The organism is Testudinibacter sp. P27/CKL/0425 (assembly GCF_052931395.1).
The window spans coordinates 1579046-1604473 of the sequence record NZ_CM128801.1; the positions used below are offsets into that span (position 1 = coordinate 1579046).

Below are 25428 nucleotides of genomic sequence, written 5' to 3' on the forward strand. Positions count from 1 at the left end.
CTCCTTAACGACTCATTAACACTTCGGCAATGTGCATCACTTTAATCGGGCTGCCTTCGCGTTGCAGTCTGCCGCCGATATTGATTAAACAGCTAACGTCGGCGCCTATCAGATAATCCGGCTGAACTTCTTTGATGTGTTCGGCTTTTTCGACCACCATTTCACCGGAAATTTCCGCCATTTTGACGGAGAAAGTGCCACCGAAGCCGCAGCAAGTGGTTTGATTTTGAATCGGTAATAATTCTAAACCCTGTACTTGTTGCAGTAATTTAACAGGCTCGTCCTGCACGCCTAATTTGCGGAATAAGCTGCATGACGGGTGATATACCGCTTTGCCTTCTAATTTGGCGCCGACATCGGTTTGCCCGATTTTATTGACGATAAAATCAGTCAGATCATAAAAGCGTGCGGCGAGTTTTTCCGCTCTTGCCACCCATTGCGGCTCGTCTTGCAAATATTGGGCGTAGGTTTTGATCGCATACACGCAAGAGCCGGCCGGGGCGACGATCGGGTAGTCGTTCGTTTCAAACGTGGTGATCAGGTTTTTGATTGCCGGAATGGCTTGTTTGCTATAACCGCTGTTCAGTGCCGGTTGTCCGCAGCAACCTTGTTTCTCTAAAAAGGTGATCTGGCAGCCCAATTGCTCCAACAGAAGCACGCTCTGTTTGGCAACATTGGCTTTCAGCGCATCTGCAATGCAGGTGACATAAAAATTAACGTTCATGGATACTCCAACAAAATAGCGTGCTGCCGAAATTCGGCAGCAGAAAAATTAAGACAAAATCAGGGTGGCGACCAGGGCGGCAATCACACCGTAAATCAACATCGGGATCACGGTTTTCTTGATAATCGTACCTTCTTGGTTTTTCACGTCTAACACAGAACAGACTGCGATCACATTATTAATGCACACCATATTCCCCATCGCGCCACCGACAGACTGTAATGCCAAAGTTAATGGTACAGAAAGTGCGGTTGTTTGCGCAATCGAATATTGAATTCCGCCAAAAGTAAGATTGGAAACGGTGTTAGAGCCTGAGAAGAAAGAACCGATCGCGCCGAGATAGGCGGAAAAATAAGTCCAATTCGAGCCGGTTGCCGCGGCGAAATCGCGCCCAATGGTTTGTACCATCGAATTTTCACCGCCTAACAGCATCAATTTCACCATAATTAACGCCCCAATTAATGCGAAAAACGGCTTTTTAGTTTGTTTAAAGGTGGTAGAGAAAATGCTTTTGCTGTCTGCCGGCTTGATTTTAAATAAAAACAGTGAAATCAATACGGTGATGATAAACGGAATCAACGACGGAACATACAGCGTTTTGTAGCTGTCGTTCACGCCTTGTCCCAGAATATTTTTCAGCGAAAGAATCAAGGCGCGGCTGACTTCAAATTGTCCGAATTGCCCCAGTGAGACGCTGAACCAAGTGGTTGCGTCATTCAGCAAGGCTTTGATTCCCAGCTGATGAATACGGGTGACGATTAAAATCGCGATCAGCATGATCGTCGGCAGCATCGCTTTAAAGATAGTGGCGAAAGGAACCGGATCTGGTACTTCTTTCGCTTTGGTTTTTGCCAAGCCGATACCTTTGTTTGCCAGCAGAATTGACACCAACAATCCGACTGCGCCGCCCACCAAAGACGGGAATTCATAGTTGACGCCGGCAAGCAGCAAATAAGGCACGGTACAGGCTAAAATACTGAGATAAATAAACAGGATATTTTTGCGGATATTGTTCCAGTCAGTGACAAAACGCAGCGCAATCACCGGAACCACTAAGCCTGCGAAGAAGTGGATAAGCGCACTTTTATAGCCGATATCCAAGAGCATATCCTCTCCCAGATTTAGCGGTGCAAAACCGAACCAAGTTGGAGTGCCTACCGCACCAAAGGAAACCGGAACCGAGTTCATCACTAACGCAAAGATTGCCACTTTAATCGGATTAAATCCCAGCCCGACCAAGATTGGCGCAGCGATTGCCGCCGGAGTGCCGAAACCGGAAGCGCCTTCAATCATAAATGCGAATGCCCAGCCGATAATCATTAATTGCGCAACCGGATTCGGATTGATGTTGGATAACCAGCGGCGCAAAATATTGATTGCACCGGACACTTCCATCATGCGGTTAAATAAGATCGCACCAAAAATAATGGTGACCGGCGTTTGGGTGGCGATAATCCCGGAAATCACATTGGCATTGACCAACATAAAATCCTGTCCGAAGTAGGTTAATTGCAGCACATACACCAGCAGGGCGATGAGTGGTAAGGCGATAAAAGATGGGGTGCTATTTCGTTTCACCATTAAATAAATCAGTAAAACGATCGGAAAAAGACTGAGTGTTAAAGCCATTAAAAGATCCTTAGTTGGAACAAAAAGGGGTTAAGAGAATAATAACCTTAAATTGGATATTGTTATTCGGGTGTTATGATAATGTAATAAAAGAAAAATAGTTGTGATACAGATCGCAACTTTGTAACAAGGGTTACTGTAAATGGAGTGAGATGATGCCGAATGCTCTAAATTTGAGCATTTGTAAAAATAAAAAACCGCACTTTGAGTCGCTTAAAACGGCAAGTGCGGTTTGTGGTTTCGCTTATTCGTTAATTAATGCTTAGTTTGCAGATAAACCACTTGCGTTAACAAATATTCCTCCAAACCGTGTTTGCCGTCAGCACCGCCGATGCCGGATTGTTTCCAACCGGCATGGAAACCTTGCATTGCTTCAAAGTTTTCACGGTTGATGTAGGTTTCGCCGAATTGCAGGCGGCGGGTGACATAGAACGCATCATTCAGGCTTTCGGTGTAAACCGAGCTGGTCAAGCCGAATACGCTGTCGTTTGCCATGCTGATCGCCTCATCCAATGTTGTAAAGGTGGTGATTGGCAATACCGGTCCGAAGGTTTCTTCGTGCATGATGTCCATTTCATTTTTCACATTGGTCAAAATGGTCGGCTCAAAGAAGAAGCCTTTTTGTTCTGGACGTTTGCCGCCTAAATGCAACGTTGCGCCTTGTTGCACGGCTTTTTCAACTTTGGCGGCGACAGCGTCCACCGCGCGTTTTTCAACTAATGGCCCCATATCCAGCGTGTCTTGTGCGGTTGCAGGATTACCAAACCGCACTTGCTGCATCGCAACGGTTAATTTTTCAACGAAAATATCGTGAATATCCTGATGAACATACACGCGTTCCGCGCAGTTACACACTTGTCCGGAGTTGATCACGCGCGAAGCGACAATCGATTTGACCGCCAGATCCAAATCGGCGTCTTTCAGTACGATTGCCGGTGCTTTTCCGCCCAGTTCTAATGATACCTTGGTGATATTTTGCGCGGCGGCGATCATCACTTGCCGTCCAGCGTCAACTGAACCGGTCAAGCTAACCAAATCCACTTGCGGATGCTGCGCAAGGTGATTGCCGATTTCAGCTCCGGCGCCGTTAACCAAATTAAACACGCCTTTCGGCAATCCGGCGGCATGGGCGATTTCTGCAAAAATATAAGCGTTAATCGGGGTCACGCTCGACGGTTTAATCACAATCGTATTGCCGGTCAACAGCGCAGGCCCCATTTTGCGGGCAATTAGGAAAAACGGGAAATTCCATGGCAGAATCCCTGCCACCACGCCATGCGGACGTTTAAACAGGAAAATATTTTCATTCGGGCGATCACTTTGGATGATTTCGCCTTCATAACGACGCGCCCATTCCGCTTGGTAGTCCAAATAATCGGCGGTAAATAACACTTCGACCTCGGCTAGCTCTTTAGTTTTTCCGCCTTCGGCGACGATAGTATCGGTCAGTTCCTGCGCGCGCTCGCGGATACCTTGTGCGATTTTGCGTAAATAAGCACCGCGTTCGACCGGTGGCGTTTGTTCCCAACCGGGTTGCGCTTGCTTCGCCGCAGCCACTGCCGCATCAACTTCCGCAGTACCGCCTTTCGGTTCATGAGCAATAACTTCCTCAGTAGCAGGGTTTAACACGTCGCGGTAAACTCCGTTAAAATCGGTGATAAATTGTCCGTTAATGTACATTGCTAAGGTTTTTGTTGCTGTTGACATAGACACCTCGTTAGGTTGATGGAAGAATTCGAATGGCTAAACTAGTTGGAATATAACTTATTTTTCTAAGCTGAGCGCTGTTCGAGTTCACAAATTTAACAATTTGTTAGCAAAAAAGCTGTTTAAGTAACAGTTATTTTGGCTGTGCGAGATAAGCTATTGTTGCTTGTGGTTTGAAGGGGAGCATTTTTAGCTAAAGCAAAAACGATTAATCTGAGTTGATTCTAGTCAATTTGATTAAAATTAAAACATTCAATTCTTCATTTGGTGATGTTGATCACGGAAAATTTGAGAACGAAAGTTTTGTGATAAACCGGAAATTGCTTTTTGATAACCTAACGACAGAGAATTTCCATTTTATGCTAGTCACTTATTCCAATAAGGGCTAAAATAATCCTCATTTTTAGTCAAAGTGCGGTATGACGATTGCCGCCATCACTCTTCATTGAACAACAGGCAAGCTAATATGATTGATCCTAATTTACTGCGTAATAACTTGGCGGAAACAGCCGAAAAATTAAAAATCAGACGTAATTTCACGTTGGATACTGCAAAAATCAGCGAGTTGGAAGAGCAGCGCAAAGTGTTGCAGGTGAAAACCGAAACCTTGCAGGCGGAACGTAATGCCCGTTCGAAAAGTATCGGCGCGGCAAAAGCGCGTGGTGAAGATATTCAGACGTTGCTGGCGGAAGTGGATTCGATGGGAAATGAACTGAATGAAGCCAAAACCGCACTTGAGCAAGTTCAAGATGAAATGCAACAACTTGCACTGAATATCCCGAACATTCCGGCGGACGAAGTGCCGTTGGGCAAAGATGAAAATGATAATCTGGAAGTGCTGCGTTGGGGCGAGCCGAAACAGTACGACTTTGCGGTACAGGATCACGTTACCTTGGGCGAAAATGCCGACGGTTTGGATTTCGCCGCCGGGGTGAAATTGTCCGGTGCTCGCTTTGTGGTGATGAAAGGGCAAATTGCTAAATTACACCGTGCATTGAGCCAATTTATGTTGGATTTGCACACTGAGCAACACGGCTATTTGGAAACCTATGTTCCGTATTTGGTCAACCACGAAACACTCTACGGCACTGGGCAATTACCAAAATTCGGTGAAGATCTGTTCCACACCAACGCATTAGAGGGCGAACAGCCGTACGCCTTGATTCCGACCGCTGAAGTGCCGGTAACCAATTTGGTGCGTGGTGAGATTTTAGACGAAGAGCAGTTGCCGATTAAAATGACTGCGCATACGCCGTGTTTCCGTTCCGAAGCCGGATCTTACGGACGCGATACCCGTGGCTTAATCCGCATGCACCAGTTTGACAAAGTGGAAATGGTACAAATCGTTGCACCGGAAAAATCAATGGAAGCACTGGAAGAATTGACCGGACACGCTGAAAAAGTGCTGCAACTGCTCGGCTTGCCGTACCGAAAAGTGTTGCTGTGCAGCGGCGATATGGGCTTCGGTTCGGCGAAAACTTACGATTTGGAAGTTTGGTTGCCGGCACAGAATACCTACCGTGAAATTTCCTCTTGTTCCAATATGTGGGATTTCCAAGCCCGCCGTATGCAGGCGCGCTGCCGCACCAAAGGCGACAAGAAAACCCGTTTAGTCCACACTCTGAACGGATCAGGTTTAGCTGTTGGGCGCACGCTGGTTGCGGTGTTGGAAAACTACCAACAAGCCGACGGCTCAATTGCGATTCCAAGCGTGTTACAACCGTACATGGGCGGCTTGGCATTTATCGGCAAATAAGCCGACCGTACACTTAGTCAATAAAAGCCAATAAAAAACCTTTTCGGGTAGTCGAAAAGGTTTTTTGTTATCGGGGACTAAGTGTTAAATTTTTAGCGGATCAAACTTCGCTAAATTAATTTTATTGTCAGTTTGATAAAACGCACTCAGTGCCTGCCGCAATCTCTCGGCACGTTTTGGCAAGCCGTGTTCGGCATAGTGGCATACTTGGGCGTAAACGGCATTTTTAAACGGTTGCGCATCGCCGGCTTGTCCGGTGAGGTTATCGGCACTGGCGAAAAAGCGTTTGCCGGCGGCGGTAGAGAGAATCCATTCTATCGCTTGCGGTTTGACTTCCACTTTTTCAAACAGCCGTTGTTGTTCCTCTGTGCGCCCGTCAGGTTCATACCAATAGCCGAAATCCTCCAAATGCCAACGGGAGCGCCCGGCGACTAGCCAATGGGCAATTTCATGTAGCGCGCTGCTGTAATAACCGTGGGCGAATTGAATCGAATGATAAGTGCGGTTTTCATCGGCGGGCAGGTAAATCGGCTCATCGCCGCCTTTTTCCAATTTGGTGTTGTATTCCGAATAAAAACAGGCGTTGAAGATGTTAATTAAATCGTGGTAGTCGTGTTGCATATAGCGATTCCAAATATTTAAACCAAAAAGAAGGGGCTGAAATCAGCCCCAAAACAGATAAAGTGCGGTTATCTTAATTCAGTTTTTGCAACGCTTCAATGCGTTTTTCCAACGGCGGGTGGCTCATGAACAGCGCGGCAAGTGGGGTGCTGCGTTTGCCGTTAATCGCAAAAGCGGCTAATTCGCCTTCTAGTTCTTGCGGTTCATGCAAGCTTTGTAGGCGTTTTAACGCGGCAATCATTTTTTGTTTGCCGACCAATTGTGCCGAACCGGCGTCAGCGTGGAATTCACGGTAGCGAGAGAACCACATCGCAATCATGCTGGCAAGGAAACCGAATACCACTTCCAATACCATCGCGATCATAAAATACATACCGGTGCTGGTTTCGCCGTCGCGATTACTTGCCACCACTTTAGCGATCATGCGTGATACAAAAATCACGAAGGTATTCAGAACGCCTTGCAGCAAAGTCATGGTGACCATGTCGCCGTTGGCAATATGGCTGACTTCATGCGCTAAAACCGCTTCGGCTTCATCGCGGGTCATGTTATTTAACAAACCGGTGCTGACCGCAACCAAAGAATTTTTCTTGCTGGCACCGGTGGCAAAGGCATTCATATCGCTGGAGTGGTAAATCGCCACTTCCGGCATCGGCAAACCCGCTTTGCGTGCTTGCGCCTGCACAGTGTGTAGCAGCCATTGCTCTTGCTCATTGCGTGGTTGGGTGATCACTTGTGCGCCGACCGCTCTTTTCGCCATCGATTTCGACATAAACAATGAAACCAACGAGCCGCCGAAACCGAACAATGCTGCAAGAATCAGCAAGCCCGCCGCATCTTGCGACTGGATACCGGTCAGGGTCAAAATAATATTAAAAACAAACAGCACTGCCATGTTGGTCAACAAGAACAGAATAATTCGCATCATAATCCAATACTCCTAATTGGCTAAACTAAAAGAAAGCAATAACCCTAAAATGGTTATCAAAATGTTAATTTCAAGTCTTGCAGCAAAGTTTAAGGTAATTATAAATCAAGCGCTATCTTTTTAGTGCATTTAGTCACCAAATTCAGTGAGCGAGAGAAGCCAAGTGCGGTTTTGAATCGTAGAATTTGCGAAAAAACAAGCCCTTTGACCGAAATGATTTACGTTTTGTGATCCGGATTCCGAAAAAAAAGTGCCGTACTGGTCTTTGTCAGTGAAAAAACTAGATTAATCGCCAGTAAATCAGTAAAATCGCCGACTTCTTAAACAGTACCTTTTCGGTATCCTGCCGATAAAGCCGTAATGTGTAATAACGAGGCGTGAATAACATGACAACCAAAACGAATTTACTGGATTTAAACCGCAAGCAATTGCGTGAACTGTTTCAAAATTTGGGCGAGAAACCGTTCCGAGCCGATCAACTGATGAAATGGATTTATCACTTCGGCGAAGATAACTTCGACAACATGACCAACATTAATAAAGTGTTGCGCGAAAAGCTGAAAGCGATTGCTGAAATTAAAGCGCCGGAAGTGGCGGAAGAGCAACGGTCTGCCGACGGCACGATCAAATGGGCAATGCAGGTGGGCGATCAGCAGGTCGAAACCGTGTATATTCCGGAAAATGATCGCGCGACGCTGTGTGTTTCTTCGCAAGTGGGCTGTGCGCTGGCCTGTACGTTCTGCTCTACTGCGCAGCAGGGCTTTAACCGTAATTTGACGGTGTCGGAAATTATCGGGCAGGTTTGGCGCGCCGCTAAAATTTTAGGACCGCACGGGGTGAAGGGCGAGCGTCCGATCACCAATGTGGTGATGATGGGCATGGGCGAGCCGCTGTTGAATGTCAGCAATGTGGTGCCGGCGATGGAAATTATGCTGGACGATTTCGGCTACGGCTTGTCTAAAAGACGGGTCACGCTCTCAACTTCGGGTGTAGTGCCGGCGTTAGATAAACTGCCGGAGATGATTGATGTGGCGTTGGCGATCTCACTGCACGCGCCGAACGACCAGTTGCGCGATGAAATTGTGCCGATCAATAAAAAATATAATATTAAGATGCTGATGGATTCAGTCAGCCGCTATTTAAGCATCTCAAAAGCCAACCATGGCAAAGTAACAATTGAATATGTGATGCTGGATCATATTAATGACGGTACTGAACACGCGCACCAGTTGGCGAAAGTATTGGAACATATTCCGTGTAAAGTGAATTTGATTCCGTGGAATCCGTTCCCGGAAGCGCCGTATAACAAGAGTTCAAACACCCGGATAGACCGTTTCCAAAAAGTGCTGATGGAGTACGGCTTAACGGTAATTGTGCGCAAAACGCGCGGCGATGATATTGATGCCGCCTGCGGACAATTGGCGGGGGAAGTGATCGACCGCACCAAACGCACGCTAAATAAAAAAGCGTTTGGCGAGGCGATTTCGATTAAACAGGCCTAACTAAGAGAAGGGGATAAAGATGACCTATTTTAGCCGATTGAAAAAATACCGTTTTTTATCCCTGTTTAGCTTTTTGTTGCTGCTGGGCGGCTGCGCCACTCAGCAACAAAATCCTGAAACGCAAGCTGCAGCCTATGCCAGAGTGCAAGTTGCCCTCGGTTATTTACAGCAAAACCAGTATGAAGCGGCAAAACAGAGTTTAGATAAAGCATTGCAGCATAATGCCGATTACTATTTGTCGTATCTGGTGTTGGCGCATTACTACCAACTGATCGGTAATAACCCGCAAGCCGAAAGTCACTATCTGATCGCCTTGGAAAAAGATCCTAATCAAGGCGATTCACACAATAATTACGGTGCATTCCTGTGCCAGCAAGGCAAATTTGGCGAGGCATTCGTGCAATTTGAAACCGCACTTGCCAGCCCTGACTACTACCGCTTGGCGCAAACCCACGAAAATACCGCACTTTGTGCCCACCAAGCCGGCGATAGCGCCCGTCAAGCTGAGGCGCTGCAAAAGCTCAGTCGTATCGACAGCCAACAGGCGGCGCAATTGAAAACCTTGTTGCAGCGATAATTGTTGTTTTTTTCAATATATCGGTGGCAGATCCATGATTAACTGTTGCAAAAGCAAAGTTAGAATTTTAAACTCTGCGCTTGAAATTCATTTTATGGTAATGTCATGGAAAATCAGCAAACGCAAAATACTTTTAATCTTGGCGAAACATTGCGTCAGTCTCGTGAAAAACTCGGCTTAACCGTTGAACAAGCCGCACAGAAAACCTTGCTTAAAACAGCGATCATCAATCATATTGAAAATAATGAATTAATTTTGCCTTCTTGTCCGCCGACGTTTATGAAGGGCTATGTGCGTAATTACGCTAAATTCTTAAAAGTGCCGGAATCAGTTTGGAATAATCCGTCGATTTCTTACGGCGAGCCGCTTCAAAATGATTTGCAAAAAAATATGCGCAATAAGCAGAAGGTGAATCATTATTCTTCCTATTCTAATTGGATCGGGCGTTTAACTTGGCTGATTGCGTTGGCTATGGTCGGAATGACCGCCTACTGGTGGTGGCAAAATTATCAACAATCACAAGATGAACGCACCAGTCTGGTTGAAAACTTCCTTAATAACTCGCAGGAACGGGTATCTGCCGAGCCAAGTGCGGTCGCGCAAAGTTCAACGGAAATGCTGATTGCGCCAGCAACCAATGAAAGCACTTTGCCGAGCAATGATGACATGGCTGCAAGCGAACTGTCGTCACAAAATCCGTTAGCCGGATTAGCTTCGGCTGATGAACGCAATGTGGTTCTGACGCCACCGGCGGAAGTCACTCTCGAAAACAGCGCGAGTGACAATAACGCATCGCTGGCGGAACAGACGTCAGGACAGGTGTTAAGCAATGTCATGGAGCAGCTAGACGGCAATACCACGGCAGCGAATAGCGACAATACGAACCAAAGTGCGGTTGACGAAGCGCTGCCCGCGGCAGGCAACGGACTGACGATCGAAATTGTCGGCAGCAGCTGCTGGTTAAGCGTGCGTGATGCAAACCGTAAAGTATTGGCACAAAAAGAGTATAAACAAGGGGAAGAGTTGAATTTTGCTGACGGCGAGCCGTATTCTTTGGTGATTGGCGCACCGCAAAACGTTCGTATTACTTTCCAAGGGCAGGAAGTGCCATTGACCATTGACGGTCGTGTGGCGCGGATTAAATTGCCTAATTAATCGCAATAGAGATAAGTTATGTTAATTGAAAGCCCTATTCAACGTCGTGAATCGACCAAAATTTATGTCGGCAATGTGCCGATTGGCGGTGATGCACCGATTGCCGTGCAGTCGATGACCAACACCCGCACCACTGATGTGGCGGCAACCGTGGCACAGATTAAAGCCTTAGAAAAAGTCGGCGCGGATATCGTACGCGTTTCAGTGCCGACCATGGACGCGGCGGAAGCCTTCAAACTGATTAAGCAACAAGTCAGTGTGCCGTTGGTGGCGGATATTCATTTTGACTACCGCATTGCGCTGAAAGTGGCGGAATACGGCGTCGATTGTTTACGGATCAACCCGGGCAATATTGGGCGGGAAGATCGGATTCGTGCGGTGGTGGATTGTGCGAAAGATAAAAATATCCCGATTCGAATCGGCGTGAATGCCGGATCATTGGAACGCGATATTCAGGAAAAATATGGCGAACCGACACCGCAAGCTCTGCTAGAATCGGCATTGCGCCACGTTGAGATTTTGGATCGCTTAAACTTCGATCAATTTAAAGTCAGCGTAAAAGCCTCTGATGTTTTTCTGGCGGTGGAATCTTACCGTTTATTGGCAAAAGCGATCAAACAGCCGCTGCATTTGGGGATCACCGAAGCGGGCGGCGCACGTGCGGGCGCGGTGAAATCCGCTGTGGGGTTGGGAATGCTGTTGTCAGAAGGCATCGGCGACACCTTGCGAGTTTCATTGGCGGCGGATCCTGTTGAGGAAATTAAAGTTGGCTTTGATATTTTGAAATCTTTGCGTATTCGTTCGCGCGGGATTAACTTTATCGCCTGCCCGACCTGCTCGCGTCAGGAATTTGACGTGATCGGCACGGTAAATGCGTTGGAACAGCGTTTAGAAGACATTGTCACGCCGATGGACGTTTCGATTATCGGTTGTGTGGTCAACGGGCCGGGCGAAGCATTGGTTTCGGATCTGGGTGTCACCGGCGGCAATAACAAAAGCGGTTTTTATTTGGACGGCGTGCGCCAGAAAGAGCGGTTTGACAACGACAATTTGATCGAACAATTAGAAGCGAAAATCCGTGCCAAAATCGCCATGCAAGATCCGAATTTGCGGATTGATACAACCGATTTAACCACTGAATTAAAAAAATAAAGGACAAAACGTGGCAAAAACAATTCAAGCAATTCGCGGAATGAATGACTGTCTTCCGCAAGACACTCCACTATGGCAATGGCTGGAAGCCACCGTACGCCGCGTATTGGGCGGCTATGGCTACAGCGAGATCCGGATGCCGATTGTCGAATCCACACCGCTGTTTAAGCGTGCAATCGGTGAAGTTACCGATGTTGTTGAAAAAGAGATGTTCACCTTTGACGATCGCGATCAAGAGAGCTTGACCCTTCGTCCAGAGGGCACGGCAGGCTGTGTGCGTGCCGGGATTGAGCACGGCTTGCTCTACAATCAAGAACAACGGTTATGGTATATGGGACCGATGTTCCGCTATGAGCGTCCGCAAAAGGGGCGTTATCGCCAATTTCACCAAATCGGGGTGGAGGTATTCGGGATTGCGCAAGCGGAAATTGATGCCGAATTGATCGTGATGACGGCGCGCTTGTGGAAAGCGTTAGGCATTTCCGAACACGTCAGCTTGCAGTTGAATTCTATTGGCTCGTTAGAAGCGCGCCAGAACTATCGTCAAGCGTTGGTGGATTTTCTGCAACAGCATTTAGAGGTGTTGGACGAGGATTGCAAACGCCGTTTGACGACCAATCCATTACGGATTTTAGACAGCAAAAATGAGCAGGTTCAGCAAGTGTTGAATCAGGCGCCGAAATTGCATGACTATTTAGACCAGGATTCAAAAGCCCATTTTGCCCGCTTGTGCGAAATATTGGATCAAATGGGCATTGCCTATGAAATCAATCAAAAACTGGTGCGCGGTTTAGATTACTATAACAAAACTGTATTTGAATGGATGACAACCGCACTTGGTGCGCAGGGCACGGTTTGCGGCGGCGGACGTTACGACGGTTTGGTGGAGCAGCTGGGCGGACACGCGACTTCCGGCGTCGGTTTTGCGATGGGTGTTGAGCGTTTGATTCTATTGGTGCAAGAAGTGAATTCCGAATTGCGTTTGCCGTCGGATGTCGATGTTTATATCGTACACAGCGGCGAACAAGCCACTTTGCAAGCGTTTAAAGTTGCTGAACAGTTGCGCGAAGCCTGCCCGCAGAAAAATGTGATGTTGCACTGCAGCGGCGGCAATTTCAAAAAACAATTTAAGCGTGCTGACAAGAGCGGTGCGGCATTCGCGGTGGTGATCGGCGAAGAAGAAGTGCAAAACGGGCAACTGGTGGTGAAAGATTTGTTGGGTCGAAGCGAACAGCAAACTTTACCAACCGCCGACGCCATTCGTTTTCTTAGTGAAAATTTATCATAACCTCTATCCTAATTAAGGAGTAAAATCAGTGTCTTATATTACCGAAGAACAACAAGTCGAAGAACTGAAAAGTTGGTGGAAAGAAAACAGCAAAGTGATCATCGTGACATTTGTTTTGGTGATCGGCGGTGTGTTGGGCTGGCGCTATTGGCAAACCGAGCAGCTGAAAAGCCGAATGACAACCTCAAATCAATATGAGCAGTCGATGCAAGCCTATTTAACCAATCCGCAAGCCAACGGCGAAGTGCTACAACAATTTGTGAATGACAATAAAAAATCCAGCTATGCGGTGTTTGCATTATTCAATCAAGCGAAAAGCGCGGTCGAACAAAATAACCTAACGTTAGCGGAAAGTAGCTTACAGCAGGCGGTTGAAATTAGTGAAGACAGCAATTTGAAAAATATCGCGGCATTGCGTTTGGCGGAGTTACAAATTCAGCAACAAAAATACGATGCGGCACAAGCCGGGCTGGAGAAAATCACCGACAGCGCATGGCAAGGCAGTAAGCAACAATTATTAGGCGATATTTTATTGGCAAAAGGCGAAGCAGCCAACGCACGTGCCGCCTATCAGCAAGCATTGAATAATGACAATCTGAATGCGCTGGATAAACAATTGTTACAATTAAAAATTGATAGCTTATCGCAATAACCGATTATTTATTTTATTACACGAGAGGAAAAACAATGTCTGAATTACAAACAATTATTGAAAACGCATTTGAAAAACGCGCGGAAATCACCCCGAAAAGCGTTGATGCAACCACCAAAGCGGCAATTGAAGAAGTGATCGCCGGGTTGGACAGCGGAAAATGGCGCGTTGCTGAAAAAATCGACGGCGAGTGGGTGACACATCAATGGTTGAAAAAAGCGGTTTTACTCTCTTTCCGTATTAACGACAATCAAGTCATGGAAGGATCGGAAACCAAATATTTTGATAAAGTGCCGATGAAGTTTGTCGATTACGATCAGGCGCGTTTTGAAAAAGAAGGCTTCCGCGTAGTGCCACCGGCAGCAGTTCGCCAAGGTGCGTTTATTGCGCGCAACACCGTATTAATGCCGTCTTACGTTAATTTGGGCGCATACGTTGACGAAGGCACAATGGTTGATACTTGGGCAACCGTCGGCTCTTGTGCACAAATCGGTAAAAACGTGCATTTGTCCGGTGGTGTGGGCATCGGCGGCGTATTGGAGCCGTTGCAAGCCAACCCGACTATTATTGAAGACAACTGCTTTATCGGTGCGCGTTCAGAAGTGGTTGAAGGCGTGATCGTAGAAGAAGGTTCAGTGATCTCGATGGGCGTGTTTATCGGTCAAAGCACCAAAATTTATGATCGTGAAACCGGTGAAATTCACTATGGTCGTGTGCCGGCCGGTTCGGTAGTCGTGTCCGGCAGCCTGCCGTCGAAGTGCGGTAAGTACAGTTTATATGCTGCGGTTATCGTGAAAAAAGTCGATGCGAAAACCCGCGGTAAAGTCGGAATCAACGAATTATTAAGAACGATTGACGAATAATGTCGGTTTTTTAATCAAAAATACACACCCCAATTGTAAAAATTGGGGTGTTTTGCTGTATAATGCTCGATATTTAGACGAATAAGCCGAAAAACAGTTGTGCTTGGAGAAAAAATATTGGACACTTGCCCTCGCTCAAATGTGAGTGTTGCGTAAATATCTTTGCACAACATTAACAACCTTAATTTAAACAGGAGTTTTAGAAATGAAAAAATTGTTAACTACCGCTTTATTAGGTGCTAGCGTATTGGCTGTTACTGCGTGTGACGATAAGCAAGTACAAGAAGTTAAAGCAACTGTTGCTGAAGCGAAACAAGACGTTGTTGATACAGCGAAAGACGCAAAAGACGCAGTGGTAGAGAAAGCGGCTGAAGCGAAAGAAGCCGTTGAGCAAAAAGCGGCGGAAGTTAAAGAATCTGTTGCCGGTGCAACTGCAGAGGTGAAAGAAGCGGCTGCGGCAAAAGTTGAAGAAGTTAAAGAATCTGTGAACAAAGCGGTTGAAGGTGCGAAAGAGTCAATTTCAAACACCGTTGATGATGCAAAAGCGTCAATGGACAATGCGAAAGAAACTGTTAACCAAGCTGCGGCAGATGCAATGAACAGCGTTGAGAAAACACAAGCGGAAGCAGCTTCAGCGGTTGAAAATGCGCAACAAAGCGCACAGCAAACGGCTTCTCAAGCGGTAGAAGCGACAACCGAACAAGCTAAAGCAGCACAAGAAAGCGCTGCAGCGGTTGCAACTGATGCAAAACAAGCGGTTGCCGATAAAACAGAAGCGGCTAAAGAAAGCGTTGCGGCAACAGCAACTGAAGCAAAAGCAGCTGTAGCTGAAAAAGCAGCGGAAGCGAAAGCAGAAGTAACTACAACGGCAGCAGACGCTAAAGCGGCAGTGGCTGAGAAAGCGGACGAAGCGAAAGAAAGCATCAACAAATTAATCGATCAAACTAAACCGGCAACAGACGTTGCAAAATAATCGGTTTACGCTCGAATAAAATCAACCTCTATCATTTTGATAGAGGTTTTTTTGTTTTTAAAACAAGGTGATAATAATCAAAGTGCGGTTTTTTTAGATCATTGGCAATGGTTTATGCTATAATAATTGCCTTATTTTGAAAGGTGCTCACAGAGCCTCTTTCAGTGACACAATTTGTAAAGAAAATAGCACAAGATAAAAGAAAAAGTGCGGAGAAAGGCATGATAGCAGCGAATAAACGTTCAATTATTACTCTTTTTTACGACGAATCCAGTTTGGGATCGCAACAAGTTAAAATGGTGCTGGCGGAAAAAGAGGTTCCTCACGAACAAGAGTTGATCAAACTGGGTGTTCTCAACGAAGATTTTTTGGAGTTAGGCACTAACGGTGAACTGCCGACTTTGGTGGATCGTGATTTGGTTTTATTTAAACCGCGTATTATCTTGGAATATCTGGATGAACGTTTTCCGCATCCGCCGTTGATGCCGGTTTATCCGGTCGATCGCGCGAAGTCTCGCTTGCTGATGCACCGCATCGAACAAGATTGGTTTTCAATCGTTGAACAAGCGGAGAAGTTGGCCGAAGCGGAAAAATTGCAAATGCTGAATAATTTAAAAGAAGAAATTTTAGCGTTCGGTCCGATCTTTGCACAAAAAACCTATTTCCTAAGCGAAGTATTCAGTTTGGTGGATTGCTACATTGCGCCGATTTTATATCGTTTGCAAAGTTACGACATGAAATTCAGCGGCGCCGGCAGCAAAGCGATTAAAAATTATATGGACAACGTATTTGAACGTCCGAGTTTTATCACTTCATTAAAAGACACGCCGCAAAAAATCGTGGCGGAAAAATAAGGATTGTGATGGCAAACGAAAAAATCGGTGCAAAACGCCCTTACTTGTTGCGGGCATACTATGATTGGTTTTTGGATAATGATCTAACGCCTTATCTGGTGGTTGACGCGTTTTATCCGAATACGGTGGTGCCGGATGATTTTGTGAAAGAAGGGCAGATTGTACTGAATATTTCGCCGAATGCCTGTGGCAATCTGCAATTAGGCAACGACAAAATCCTGTTTAACGCCCGTTTTAAAGGCTTACCGCGCGAAATCAGCGTTCCGCTCGGTGCGGTTGTCGCGATTTATGCCAGAGAAAATGGCGACGGCGTGATGTTTGAGCCGGAATGGGTATACGAACAGGAATTGGAACGCAGTTTGGGCGATTTAATCGAACAACCGACCAGCTTCAACGAGATTGTTGACAAGCCGAAAATCCCGCAGCCCGACGCGAAAAATAGCGAGAAACCGAAACGTTCCGCTTCGCACCTTAAGATTATTAAATAACAAATTAACCGCTCAATTGAACGATATTACACCTTCAAATTATAACTAACGGGCGGTTTTCTTTCCTTTTCCACAACATCCTTTTCCACTCAACGAATCGATAATCGGGCATTGGCTTTGTTCGTCGCCGGGGCATTCGGCGGCGAGGGATTCTAGCTGGGCTTTCATTTCTTGTAATTGTAAAATTTGCTGTTCTATATGCGCAATTTTGTCCAACGTGCGCTGTTTGATTTCGCGGCTGTGGCGTTGCGGGTTGGAATACAGATCCAATAACTCTTTTGATTCGGGCAGTGAAAAGCCGATATTGCGCGAGCGCTGCAAAAATTTAAGCTCTTCCAGCTGACGTTGGTTATATTGTCGATAGCCGTTGGCTTGGCGTTCGGGCGGGCTGATCATACCTTTATTTTCATAGAACCGAATGGTTTTGTCGGTTAATCCGGTGAGTTCGGCGACTTGCTTAATATTCATAAAAAACGCTTGACCTTATAGTTAGGGGAAGGTTTATTCTAGCCATAATTTCAATCGAATTCAAATAACCGAGAATTAAGGAGATGTTATGGCGATTACTATCCTCGGGTTGCAGCAGTTGTCTTGTCAGAACTGTGTGCGCCATGTGCAACAAGATTTAGCGCGCTTGGACGGCGTGGAAGCCGTGAAAGTGAACCTGGATTATGCTTGGGTGAGCGGCTCAGCGACAACTGAGGCGCTGATTCAGGCAGTGATCGATGCCGGCTATCAGGCCAGTGCGGAGCCGCAGCCTCAATTCAGTTTAAAATTGGCGGGTTTGTCTTGCCAACATTGCGTTAAATCGGTGGATAAGGCGCTACAGGCATTTGATGCGAATTTGATTTATCAGCTGGATTTAACCGAATTGAACGTTTATGCCGATTGTGATCCGCTGGCAGTGATTCAAGTGATTAAAGATGCTGGCTATGAAGCCGTTTTGGATGACGACGCAACAAATGATGGCGAGACAGAGGCGCATTCGCACCCAAAAACTGAACTACTACCAAACGAAGCGCAACAAGCTGAAAAAGCGGATTCTGATCCGATGGTAGTAGGACAACAGGATCAGAATCCGGCGACACAGTTACTCTTAAGCGGGATGACCTGCGCCAGCTGTGTTTTGAAAGTGGAAAAAGCGCTGGCGGCAGTGGATCAGGTCACTAGCGTCAATGTCAATCTGGCAGACAGCAGCGCATTGGTTTATGGCGCGGCGGACAGCGCTGATTTGATTCGCGCGGTGGAAGTGGCAGGATACGCGGCGGAAGCGATTGAAGATTCGCAGCTACGGCGTGAAAAACAGCAGCAAAATACTCAAAATGAAATCAAACAACGCAAATGGCAGGCGATTCTAGCGCTGGTTTTCGGTTTTGGTTTAATGTTTTGGGGATTCGCGTATGGTATGGCGGTGACACCTGCATCACAAGCGGGTTGGCTGGCAGTTGGAATAGCAAGTGCGGTCGTAATGGCGCTGACCGGGCGCCATTTCTTTATTGCTGCTTGGCGCAATTTGCAACACGGCAACGCCACTATGGACACACTGGTCGCTTTGGGAACAGGCGTTGCTTGGCTGTTTTCCATGGCGATTGCATTATTTCCGAATTTTTTCCCTGAAAATGCCCGACATCTCTATTTTGAGGCCAGTTTAATGATTATCGGTTTGGTTAATTTGGGCAAAATGCTTGAAGTGAAAGCCAAACAACGTTCGTCGCACGCACTGGAAAAACTGCTGGATCTCACGCCCGCAAGCGTGACGGTGGAAGACGAGCAGGGCGAAAAACAGCTGCCGTTGCAACAGGTGAAACGCGGAATGTCTATTCGGCTGAAAACCGGCGATCGAGTGGCAGTTGACGGCGTGGTGATCGAAGGGGAGGCTTGGCTGGACGAATCCATGCTGACCGGAGAGCCGATCGCAGTAAGCAAAACCGTTGGCGACTCGATCAAAGCCGGAACTATTGTTGATAACGGCAGCTTGCGTTTTGAAGCAACCCAGGTCGGCGAACAAACCGTGCTGGCAAATATCATCAAACTGGTGCGACAAGCGCAAAGCAGCAAGCCGCAAATTGCGCGGGTAGTCGATCGGGTTGCGGCGGTATTTGTGCCGGTGGTGGTGACGATTGCCGTACTTGCCGCGCTGGTTTGGTATTTTATCGGACCGGAGCCGAAATTGGCGCATTCGTTGGTGGTGTTGACCACGGTGTTAATCATCGCCTGTCCGTGTGCTTTGGGCTTGGCGACACCAATGTCGGTGATCGCCTCGGTTTCTCGCGCGGCGGAGCTGGGGATTCTGGTGCGTGATGCCGACGCATTGCAGAAAGCTGCCAAAGTGAATGTGGTGGTGTTTGATAAAACAGGCACGTTGACGGAAGGCAAGCCGAAGCTGACCGCACTTTATCCGGCGGAAGGTTATGACGAAATAGAATTGCTGCATTTAGCCGCCAGTTTGGAAAAAAATGCCAACCACCCGCTCGCCAAGGCATTACTGGAAGCGGATCTTCTACAAGCGGAAAAAATACGGCAGGTAGAGGAATTTTCCACCCTAAAAGGGATGGGGGTTAGCGGCATAATTGAGCAACAAGCGGTTTATCTGGGCAATTTGACCTTGATGAATTTGCAAAATATTGTGATTCCAACCGGCATGACTGAACAGGCAGCCAGCGAAAGCCGAGCGGGTGGAACGGTGTTATATCTGGCAAAAAGCGGGGACTTTGTCGGCTTCATGGTGGTGAAAGATCAAATTCGCGCCGAAAGCCAAAGTGCGGTTCAAGCACTGCAACAAGCCGGTTATCGTACTGTGATGTTGACCGGCGATCAGCAACAAACCGCAGAAGCGGTCGCTAAACAGCTCGGCATCGATCAAGTGGTGGCGGGCGTGCTTCCACAGGGCAAGGTGGATATTGTTCGTGAATTGCAACAGCAAGGAAATCGTGTCGCGATGGTTGGCGACGGCATTAATGATGCGCCCGCCTTGGCGCTGGCAGATGTCAGTATTGCGATCGCCAGCGGCAGCGATGTGGCGATTGAAACCGCAGATTTAACCCTGATGCGCCACAGTATCGATGCGGTGTCCGATGTGTTGTCGTTATCACAAGCAGGAATGCGCAATATCAAACAAAACCTGCTCGGTGCGTTTATTTATAACAGCTTGGGGATTCCGATTGCAGCGGGTGTGTTGTATCCGTTTTTCGGCATTTTGCTTAACCCGGTGTTCGCCGGCGCAGCGATGGCGCTGTCGTCAATCACCGTGGTCAGTAATGCGAACCGATTGCTGAAGTTTAAGCCTTAGATCTTAGACCAACAAAAAGGCATCAAGTGATGCCTTTTTACTTTAAAACACCCGTTTAAATGGTTTCACCACCACATCACCATACACGCCGGCGGCAACGTACGGATCTTCAGATGCCCACAGTTTGGCTTGTTCGAGACTTTCAAATTGAGCGATGACCGTGGAGCCGGTGAAGCCGGCTTCGCCCGGATTTTCATCATCGATCGCCGGATTTGGACCGGCAACGAGCAAGCGGTTTTCTGCTTGCAGTGCTTGCAAGCGCGCTAAATGCTGTTCTCTAACGGAGAGGCGTAGTTGCAGGGTATCAGGCTTGTCTTGAGCAAAAATAACGTAATACATGATTTCTCCTTATACTGTGGTTGTAGTCACTTTACTGGATTGGTAGGCTTTTAATTCTAAAATTGCTTTTTCCAACTCCCGATTGTTTTCTTTTGGAATGGCTTTAGGGCGCCCGTTTTGGTCGATGGCCACGAAAGTAAATACCGCATCGGTTACACAATAGCGCTCATTAAACGGCTCGGTTGAGACTTTTTTCACCCACACTTCCACTTCAATTTTAATCGAGCTGTTGCCAACTTTTACGCAGCGTCCGTAGCAGCAGATCACATCGCCGACCGAAACCGGACGGATAAAATTGATTTTATCCACCGAAACCGTCACCACACGACCTTGTGCGATCTCTTTTGCCATGATCGCACCGCCGATATCCATTTGCGACATAATCCAACCACCGAAAATATCGCCGTTGGCATTAGTGTCGGACGGCATAGCGAGGGTGCGTAACAGTAAACGCCCTTTTGAAATTCGCCCCGGATTTGCACCAAGTGCGGTTTCAACAAATTCATATTCCATAGTGAGTTTTATCCTAAATTTTAATTATTTTTAGTGGTTTCATCGTCTTTCGGCAAATATTTATACAGATACACGCCGGTGATAATGGTGGCAATCAAGGTCATGCCGATTACGCCGAACACCTTAAATGTCGCCCAAGCATCGTCAGACATATAGTGGCTGATGTACAAATTAACCAGCATACACAGCACAAAAAACAGTGCCCAGCCTAGATTGAGATTGTTCCAAACGGTTTGTGGCAGTTCGATTTCTTTACCGAGCAGACTTTTGACCAGTGGTTTTTTGAACAGATATTGGCTCAGCAGCAATGCAATGGCAAAAATGGCATATACCACGGTTACTTTCCATTTCAAAAATTCCAAATCGTTAAAATAAACGGTCAGCAAGCCGAAAAAGACCACCGCAACAGCCATGATCTTCTGTGACTTCTCAATTCCGCCGAATTTAAATTTTAGAATCGCCATTTGAATTAAAGTAGCGACAATTAGCGTGATTGCGCCGGCTTGAATGCCAAAAACCTTATAGGCAATAAAAAACAGAATTAAAGGCAAAAATTCGAGTAATTGTTTCATTGAAACTTCCGTAAAATAGTTTTATCAATAAACAGTTGGTAAAAACGATAAGTAAAGACCAACGTAAAAATGTTGATGGCGGCACTGACGGCGGAAACCAAGACGTCCGTTAAAAAAGACGCAGGGAAGCGCCCTAACATCAGCGTGATGATCAGCGGAAGCAAATAAGCTAAAACGGCGAACAGGGCAAGCGGTACCACGCGCCCCATTCCGTTTAGCCAGACTAATTTTAAGGCTTCGGAAAACGAGCTGTTTTCAATGGCATAGGAATAAGGCGTTAAGGAGAGGCGAATAAATAAATAGACGCCGAGTAAAACCGACAGTATGGTGAAAATCGATCCGCCGGCATTGGCGATATAATTCGCGGCAGCCAAGCTAAGCGGTAAAATAATAACAAAATTTAACAGTAAAAATAGAGGGATTTTTCTAATAGCGTAAGACAGCGCCTCGCTTAAATTGGCTTGGCGCTGCTGGCTGATTAACATAATAACGCTTAAGAACCAAAGTGTTAACATCGCATTAACGACTTGACCGGCAAACATCAAGAAAATGCTTGAACGTCCGCCTTCGTCGGTTGACGGATCAACGGAACTCAGCAAATAGCGGAATACCAGATTATCAATCATCAGCACAACCCAAAAGAAGATCGCGAGCTGCTTTTGGTTCAGAATAAAATTCCAACTGTCTTGAAAAATTTTAATAAAATTCACAGGCATCAATATCCTAATATAAGAAAAAACGACACAATTATAACCGATATCAAATTATTTATAGGCGGCAAACAACTCTTGATTGACGACTAACTGAGTTTTGGTTAATGAAAATACACCGTCGCCGCCGTTTTCAAATTCAATCCAGTTAAACGGCACAGTTGGAAATTGTTCGATCAAGTGCACCATACTGTTGCCGACTTCACACACTAACACGCCGTTATCCGTCAAATAATCGGCGGCGTGCGCTAAAATACGTTTGGCTAGAATCAACCCGTCGTCACCGGCTTCTAACGCTAACATCGGTTCGTGATAAAATTCAGCCGGCATTTCATCCAGATCTTCGGCATCGACATACGGTGGATTGGTTACAATCAGATTATATTGATCTTGCGGAAGTGCGGTAAACAGATCCGATTGAATCGGGAAGACATGGTGCAGCGCATTATGTCGTTCGATATTCATTTCGGTAATCTGCAACGCTTCCGGCGACAGATCGACAGCATCAATTTCGGCATTCGGGAATTTCGCCGAACAGGCGATGGCAATGCAGCCGCTGCCGGTGCACATGTCTAAAATGCGGGTCGGTTCTTCTTTCAACAAGCCGGTGAAGCCGTTTTGAATCAATTCGCCAATCGGCGAGCGCGGCACAATCACCCGTTCGTCCACATAAAACTCCAAGCCGCAGAACCAAGCGTTATTGGTTAAATAGGCGATAGGTTTGCGGGTTTCAATCCGTTTGATAATCACATTGAACAGCTTTTGCTTTTCATAGCGGGTTAAATTGGACGAATATAACTCGGCGGGTACGTCATGTGGCAAATGCAAGGTCGCCAGCACCAATTGCACCGCTTCGTCCCACGCATTGTCTTGTCCGTGACCGTAAAAAATATCCGACGCATTGAAGCAGCTATAGCCCCAACGCAAAAAATCCTGAATGGTTTTGAGATCATCTTGATTCGCCGACAGTGAGATTTCCTCCACCAAATCGGCGTTATATGTCATTTTTTCGGTCATAAATCGAGCTACCTTGTTAAGACGGGAGAAGAGGCTATTTATACCACATTTTAACGCATTTTCCCAAACCGCAATCGGATTGTTTTGCGCTTTATTTATGTGGTATGATTATCTCACTATGAGTTTAGACCCCAGTGATATCAGACTGTTTCGTGAACAGATTCAAGGCGTAAAAAAATGCAACAAGACACTTATGTTGCGCCTCGCCTTAGGCATAAACGCAAACAGCAACATAAAGAATTAATCCAACAGCAGGATAATCTGTTTTATTTTTCCGATCAATATGAGCCGTTGTTGCAAGAAGAGCAGCAAGTGCGGTATTTGCGCGAAGGTGAAAATTCACATTTGCTGAAACAACTGCGCCGCGGCGATTTTGAACCGGAGTTGTTTTTAGATCTGCACGGATTAACCCGCGAACAAGCCAAATCCGAATTGGCAGCGATGTTGCACGCCTGCGAAAAAGAAAATATCCACTGTGCCAGTATTATGACCGGCTACGGCACCTACGCCTTAAAACTGCAAATCCCCCGTTGGCTGGCGCAACACCCCAAAGTCCGCGCGCTACACCAAGCGCCGAAAGAGTGGGGCGGAGACGCCGCATTTTTGATTTTATTTGAAACTGTGGAGTAGTGGAGTAGCTATACAAAAACGCCCGCATAAGCGGGCGATGGATAGTAGTCCGATTGGCTAAATTACAGCACCATAGCGGCGATCCAGCCGAATACTAACAACGGAATATTGAAGTGGATAAAGGTTGGCACCACGGAATCCCAAATATGATCGTGTTTGCCGTCGACGTTTAAACCTGAAGTCGGTCCTAAAGTCGAGTCGGAAGCCGGGGAGCCGGCATCACCTAAGGCGGCGGATACGGCAACCAGGGAAACCGTTGCCAGTTCGGAAAAGCCTAAACTGATACAAATCGGCACATAAATAGCTGCGATAATCGGCACAGTGGAGAACGACGAACCGATCCCCATGGTGATAAACAAGCCGATTAACAGCATAATCATCGCTGCCCAGCCTTTGTTGTCGCTGCCGATAGTCTCGCTAAAGGTTTGTACCAAAACGGCAACACCGTCGGTTTCTTTAATCACATTGGCAAATCCGGAAGCGGCAATCATCACAAAGCCGATCATCGCCATCAGACGCAAACCTTGTTGGAACAGATCGTTGCTTTCTTTGAGTTTGAAGATTCCGCCAAGGGCAAAAATGGCTAAACCGACCAAGCCACCGATGATAATGGAATCGGTGTAAAGTTGTAGCCCAAAAGTGGCAACGATAGCTGCGATGCTAATAGCGATATGCGTCGGGCTGATATTGGCGGTACGTTGTTCAATGCTGTCTGCGGTTGGTTCCGGAGTGGCGACAAGATATTCACGCGGTTTGCGATAGGTGATGAATATCGCTGTCAATAAGCCTAAAATCATGCCGATAACCGGAATCAACATGGCGCTGGAAACTTGTGCTGCGGTGGTTTGTAACCCAAGTGCGCTGCCGGCTTCATTGATTTTGGTCACGATAATATTATCAATAAAAATTTTCCCGAAGCCGACCGGCAAAATCATATAGGTTGCGGTTAAACCGAAGGTTAACACACAAGCGACGGCGCGGCGATCCAGCTTCAAACGATTCATTATGTCCAATAATGGTGGCACGACAATCGGAATAAAAGCAATATGCACCGGCAATAAGTTTTGTGATGAAACCGCAAACAGCACCAGCAGCAACAACACTAAATATTTAAACCAAAACAGGGCTTTTTCGCTAGGTTGTTTGCCTAATTTCTTAATAACCCACAGCGCAAGTAGATCGGTTAAACCGGATTTAGAGATCGCCACCGCAAATGCACCTAAAATGGCATAATTCATAGCGACCGCTGCGCCACCACCTAAACCATTGGTAAAAGTAGAAATGGTGGTTTGAATATCCATGCTGCCCAATAAACCGGCAGCTAATGCGGAAATAATCAGGGCGATCACCACATTAATTCGCATCAGGCTTAGCGCCAGCAGCAAAACAATGGATAGCACCACATTATTGGTGAATAACATACACAGAGTTCCTTAAGGTTGATAAAAACGAAAATAAAAAAGGTAAAATTAAAGCGCCAAGATTTTAA

The 25428-nt window shown here is 46.6% G+C and carries 24 protein-coding genes and 1 pseudogene; 13 read left to right on the forward strand and 12 right to left on the reverse strand.

Features of this window, described 5'->3' with window-relative positions; translation table 11 throughout:
* Window positions 1-4: 4 nt before the first annotated feature.
* The 3 genes from ACUHGC_RS07905 to aldA form a co-directional block, all read right to left on the reverse strand.
* The gene (locus ACUHGC_RS07905; protein WP_446832805.1) at window positions 5-724 is read right to left on the reverse strand and encodes a (Fe-S)-binding protein; all 720 of its coding nucleotides are present in this window, start codon (window positions 722-724) and stop codon (window positions 5-7) included.
* A 48-nt stretch (window positions 725-772) separates the two neighbouring features.
* Entirely contained in the window at window positions 773-2353 is a 1581-nt protein-coding gene (locus ACUHGC_RS07910) for an L-lactate permease (protein WP_446832806.1), read from the reverse strand.
* A gap of 255 nt (window positions 2354-2608) precedes the next feature.
* Entirely contained in the window at window positions 2609-4060 is a 1452-nt protein-coding gene (aldA, locus tag ACUHGC_RS07915; protein ID WP_446832807.1) for an aldehyde dehydrogenase, read from the reverse strand.
* A 466-nt stretch (window positions 4061-4526) separates the two neighbouring features.
* Between aldA and serS the strand changes: the two genes are divergently transcribed.
* Window positions 4527-5816: a serine--tRNA ligase gene (serS, locus tag ACUHGC_RS07920; protein ID WP_446832808.1), complete on the forward strand. Its 1290-nt coding sequence runs from the start codon at window positions 4527-4529 to the stop codon at window positions 5814-5816.
* A gap of 84 nt (window positions 5817-5900) precedes the next feature.
* Here the strand turns inward: serS and ACUHGC_RS07925 are convergent, their stop codons facing one another.
* Window positions 5901-6437: an elongation factor P hydroxylase gene (locus ACUHGC_RS07925; protein ID WP_446832809.1), complete on the reverse strand. Its 537-nt coding sequence runs from the start codon at window positions 6435-6437 to the stop codon at window positions 5901-5903.
* Window positions 6438-6510: 73 nt separating this feature from the next.
* Window positions 6511-7365, reverse strand: a complete 855-nt coding sequence (gene htpX / locus ACUHGC_RS07930; RefSeq protein WP_446832810.1) for a protease HtpX — start codon at window positions 7363-7365, stop codon at window positions 6511-6513.
* A 386-nt stretch (window positions 7366-7751) separates the two neighbouring features.
* Between htpX and ACUHGC_RS07935 the strand changes: the two genes are divergently transcribed.
* The 10 genes from ACUHGC_RS07935 to ACUHGC_RS07980 all read left to right on the forward strand — a co-directional run bounded on the left by ACUHGC_RS07935 (window position 7752) and on the right by ACUHGC_RS07980 (window position 16869).
* Window positions 7752-8867, forward strand: a complete 1116-nt coding sequence (locus ACUHGC_RS07935) for a bifunctional tRNA (adenosine(37)-C2)-methyltransferase TrmG/ribosomal RNA large subunit methyltransferase RlmN (protein ID WP_446832811.1) — start codon at window positions 7752-7754, stop codon at window positions 8865-8867.
* 19 nt (window positions 8868-8886) lie between these two features.
* Window positions 8887-9444, forward strand: coding sequence for a type IV pilus biogenesis/stability protein PilW (pilW, locus tag ACUHGC_RS07940; RefSeq protein ID WP_446832812.1), 558 nt, complete (start codon window positions 8887-8889; stop codon window positions 9442-9444).
* A 105-nt stretch (window positions 9445-9549) separates the two neighbouring features.
* On the forward strand, window positions 9550-10599 hold the full coding sequence (locus tag ACUHGC_RS07945) for a RodZ domain-containing protein (RefSeq protein WP_446832813.1): 1050 nt from the start codon (window positions 9550-9552) through the stop codon (window positions 10597-10599).
* An 18-nt stretch (window positions 10600-10617) separates the two neighbouring features.
* Window positions 10618-11751 (forward strand): flavodoxin-dependent (E)-4-hydroxy-3-methylbut-2-enyl-diphosphate synthase, encoded by a 1134-nt coding sequence (gene ispG / locus ACUHGC_RS07950; protein WP_446832814.1) that lies wholly within the window; start codon window positions 10618-10620, stop codon window positions 11749-11751.
* A 10-nt stretch (window positions 11752-11761) separates the two neighbouring features.
* Window positions 11762-13039 (forward strand): histidine--tRNA ligase, encoded by a 1278-nt coding sequence (gene hisS / locus ACUHGC_RS07955; protein WP_446832815.1) that lies wholly within the window; start codon window positions 11762-11764, stop codon window positions 13037-13039.
* Window positions 13040-13067: 28 nt separating this feature from the next.
* On the forward strand, window positions 13068-13691 hold the full coding sequence (locus ACUHGC_RS07960) for a YfgM family protein (RefSeq protein WP_446832816.1): 624 nt from the start codon (window positions 13068-13070) through the stop codon (window positions 13689-13691).
* Window positions 13692-13726: 35 nt separating this feature from the next.
* Window positions 13727-14554, forward strand: coding sequence for a 2,3,4,5-tetrahydropyridine-2,6-dicarboxylate N-succinyltransferase (dapD, locus tag ACUHGC_RS07965; RefSeq protein WP_446832817.1), 828 nt, complete (start codon window positions 13727-13729; stop codon window positions 14552-14554).
* Window positions 14555-14759: 205 nt separating this feature from the next.
* A complete protein-coding gene (locus tag ACUHGC_RS07970; RefSeq protein ID WP_446832818.1) occupies window positions 14760-15527 on the forward strand; it encodes a hypothetical protein in 768 nt (255 codons plus the stop codon).
* Window positions 15528-15748: 221 nt separating this feature from the next.
* Window positions 15749-16381 carry a glutathione binding-like protein gene (locus ACUHGC_RS07975; RefSeq protein WP_446832819.1) on the forward strand — a complete coding sequence of 211 codons (633 nt, stop codon included), beginning with the start codon at window positions 15749-15751 and terminating at the stop codon, window positions 16379-16381.
* An 8-nt stretch (window positions 16382-16389) separates the two neighbouring features.
* Window positions 16390-16869 (forward strand): ClpXP protease specificity-enhancing factor, encoded by a 480-nt coding sequence (locus tag ACUHGC_RS07980; protein ID WP_446832820.1) that lies wholly within the window; start codon window positions 16390-16392, stop codon window positions 16867-16869.
* A 45-nt stretch (window positions 16870-16914) separates the two neighbouring features.
* Here the strand turns inward: ACUHGC_RS07980 and cueR are convergent, their stop codons facing one another.
* A complete protein-coding gene (cueR, locus tag ACUHGC_RS07985; protein WP_446832821.1) occupies window positions 16915-17337 on the reverse strand; it encodes a Cu(I)-responsive transcriptional regulator in 423 nt (140 codons plus the stop codon).
* Between the two features lie 88 nt (window positions 17338-17425).
* Here cueR and ACUHGC_RS07990 point away from each other — a divergent pair, with 88 nt between their 5' ends.
* Window positions 17426-20158: a copper-translocating P-type ATPase gene (locus ACUHGC_RS07990; RefSeq protein ID WP_446832822.1), complete on the forward strand. Its 2733-nt coding sequence runs from the start codon at window positions 17426-17428 to the stop codon at window positions 20156-20158.
* Between the two features lie 42 nt (window positions 20159-20200).
* Here the strand turns inward: ACUHGC_RS07990 and ACUHGC_RS07995 are convergent, their stop codons facing one another.
* From ACUHGC_RS07995 to prmB, 5 genes are read right to left on the reverse strand one after another with little or no spacing between them, the layout of a single operon-like run.
* Window positions 20201-20497, reverse strand: a complete 297-nt coding sequence (locus ACUHGC_RS07995; protein ID WP_446832823.1) for a YciI family protein — start codon at window positions 20495-20497, stop codon at window positions 20201-20203.
* Window positions 20498-20506: 9 nt separating this feature from the next.
* The gene (yciA, locus tag ACUHGC_RS08000) at window positions 20507-21010 is read right to left on the reverse strand and encodes an acyl-CoA thioester hydrolase YciA (RefSeq protein WP_446832824.1); all 504 of its coding nucleotides are present in this window, start codon (window positions 21008-21010) and stop codon (window positions 20507-20509) included.
* 20 nt (window positions 21011-21030) lie between these two features.
* Window positions 21031-21582 carry a septation protein A gene (locus ACUHGC_RS08005; RefSeq protein ID WP_446832825.1) on the reverse strand — a complete coding sequence of 184 codons (552 nt, stop codon included), beginning with the start codon at window positions 21580-21582 and terminating at the stop codon, window positions 21031-21033.
* Window positions 21579-22298, reverse strand: a complete 720-nt coding sequence (locus tag ACUHGC_RS08010; protein ID WP_446832826.1) for a hypothetical protein — start codon at window positions 22296-22298, stop codon at window positions 21579-21581. The genes ACUHGC_RS08005 and ACUHGC_RS08010 overlap by 4 nt, the downstream gene beginning before the upstream one ends.
* Window positions 22299-22346: 48 nt before the next feature.
* Window positions 22347-23309, reverse strand: a complete 963-nt coding sequence (prmB, locus tag ACUHGC_RS08015; protein WP_446832827.1) for a 50S ribosomal protein L3 N(5)-glutamine methyltransferase — start codon at window positions 23307-23309, stop codon at window positions 22347-22349.
* A gap of 118 nt (window positions 23310-23427) precedes the next feature.
* On the opposite strand from prmB, the pseudogene smrB reads away from it, so the two are divergent.
* Window positions 23428-23939 (forward strand): annotated as a pseudogene (smrB, locus tag ACUHGC_RS08020) (endonuclease SmrB).
* 62 nt (window positions 23940-24001) lie between these two features.
* Here the strand turns inward: smrB and ACUHGC_RS08025 are convergent.
* Window positions 24002-25360, reverse strand: a complete 1359-nt coding sequence (locus ACUHGC_RS08025) for a Na+/H+ antiporter family protein (RefSeq protein ID WP_446832828.1) — start codon at window positions 25358-25360, stop codon at window positions 24002-24004.
* Between the last annotated feature and the right edge of the window lie 68 nt (window positions 25361-25428).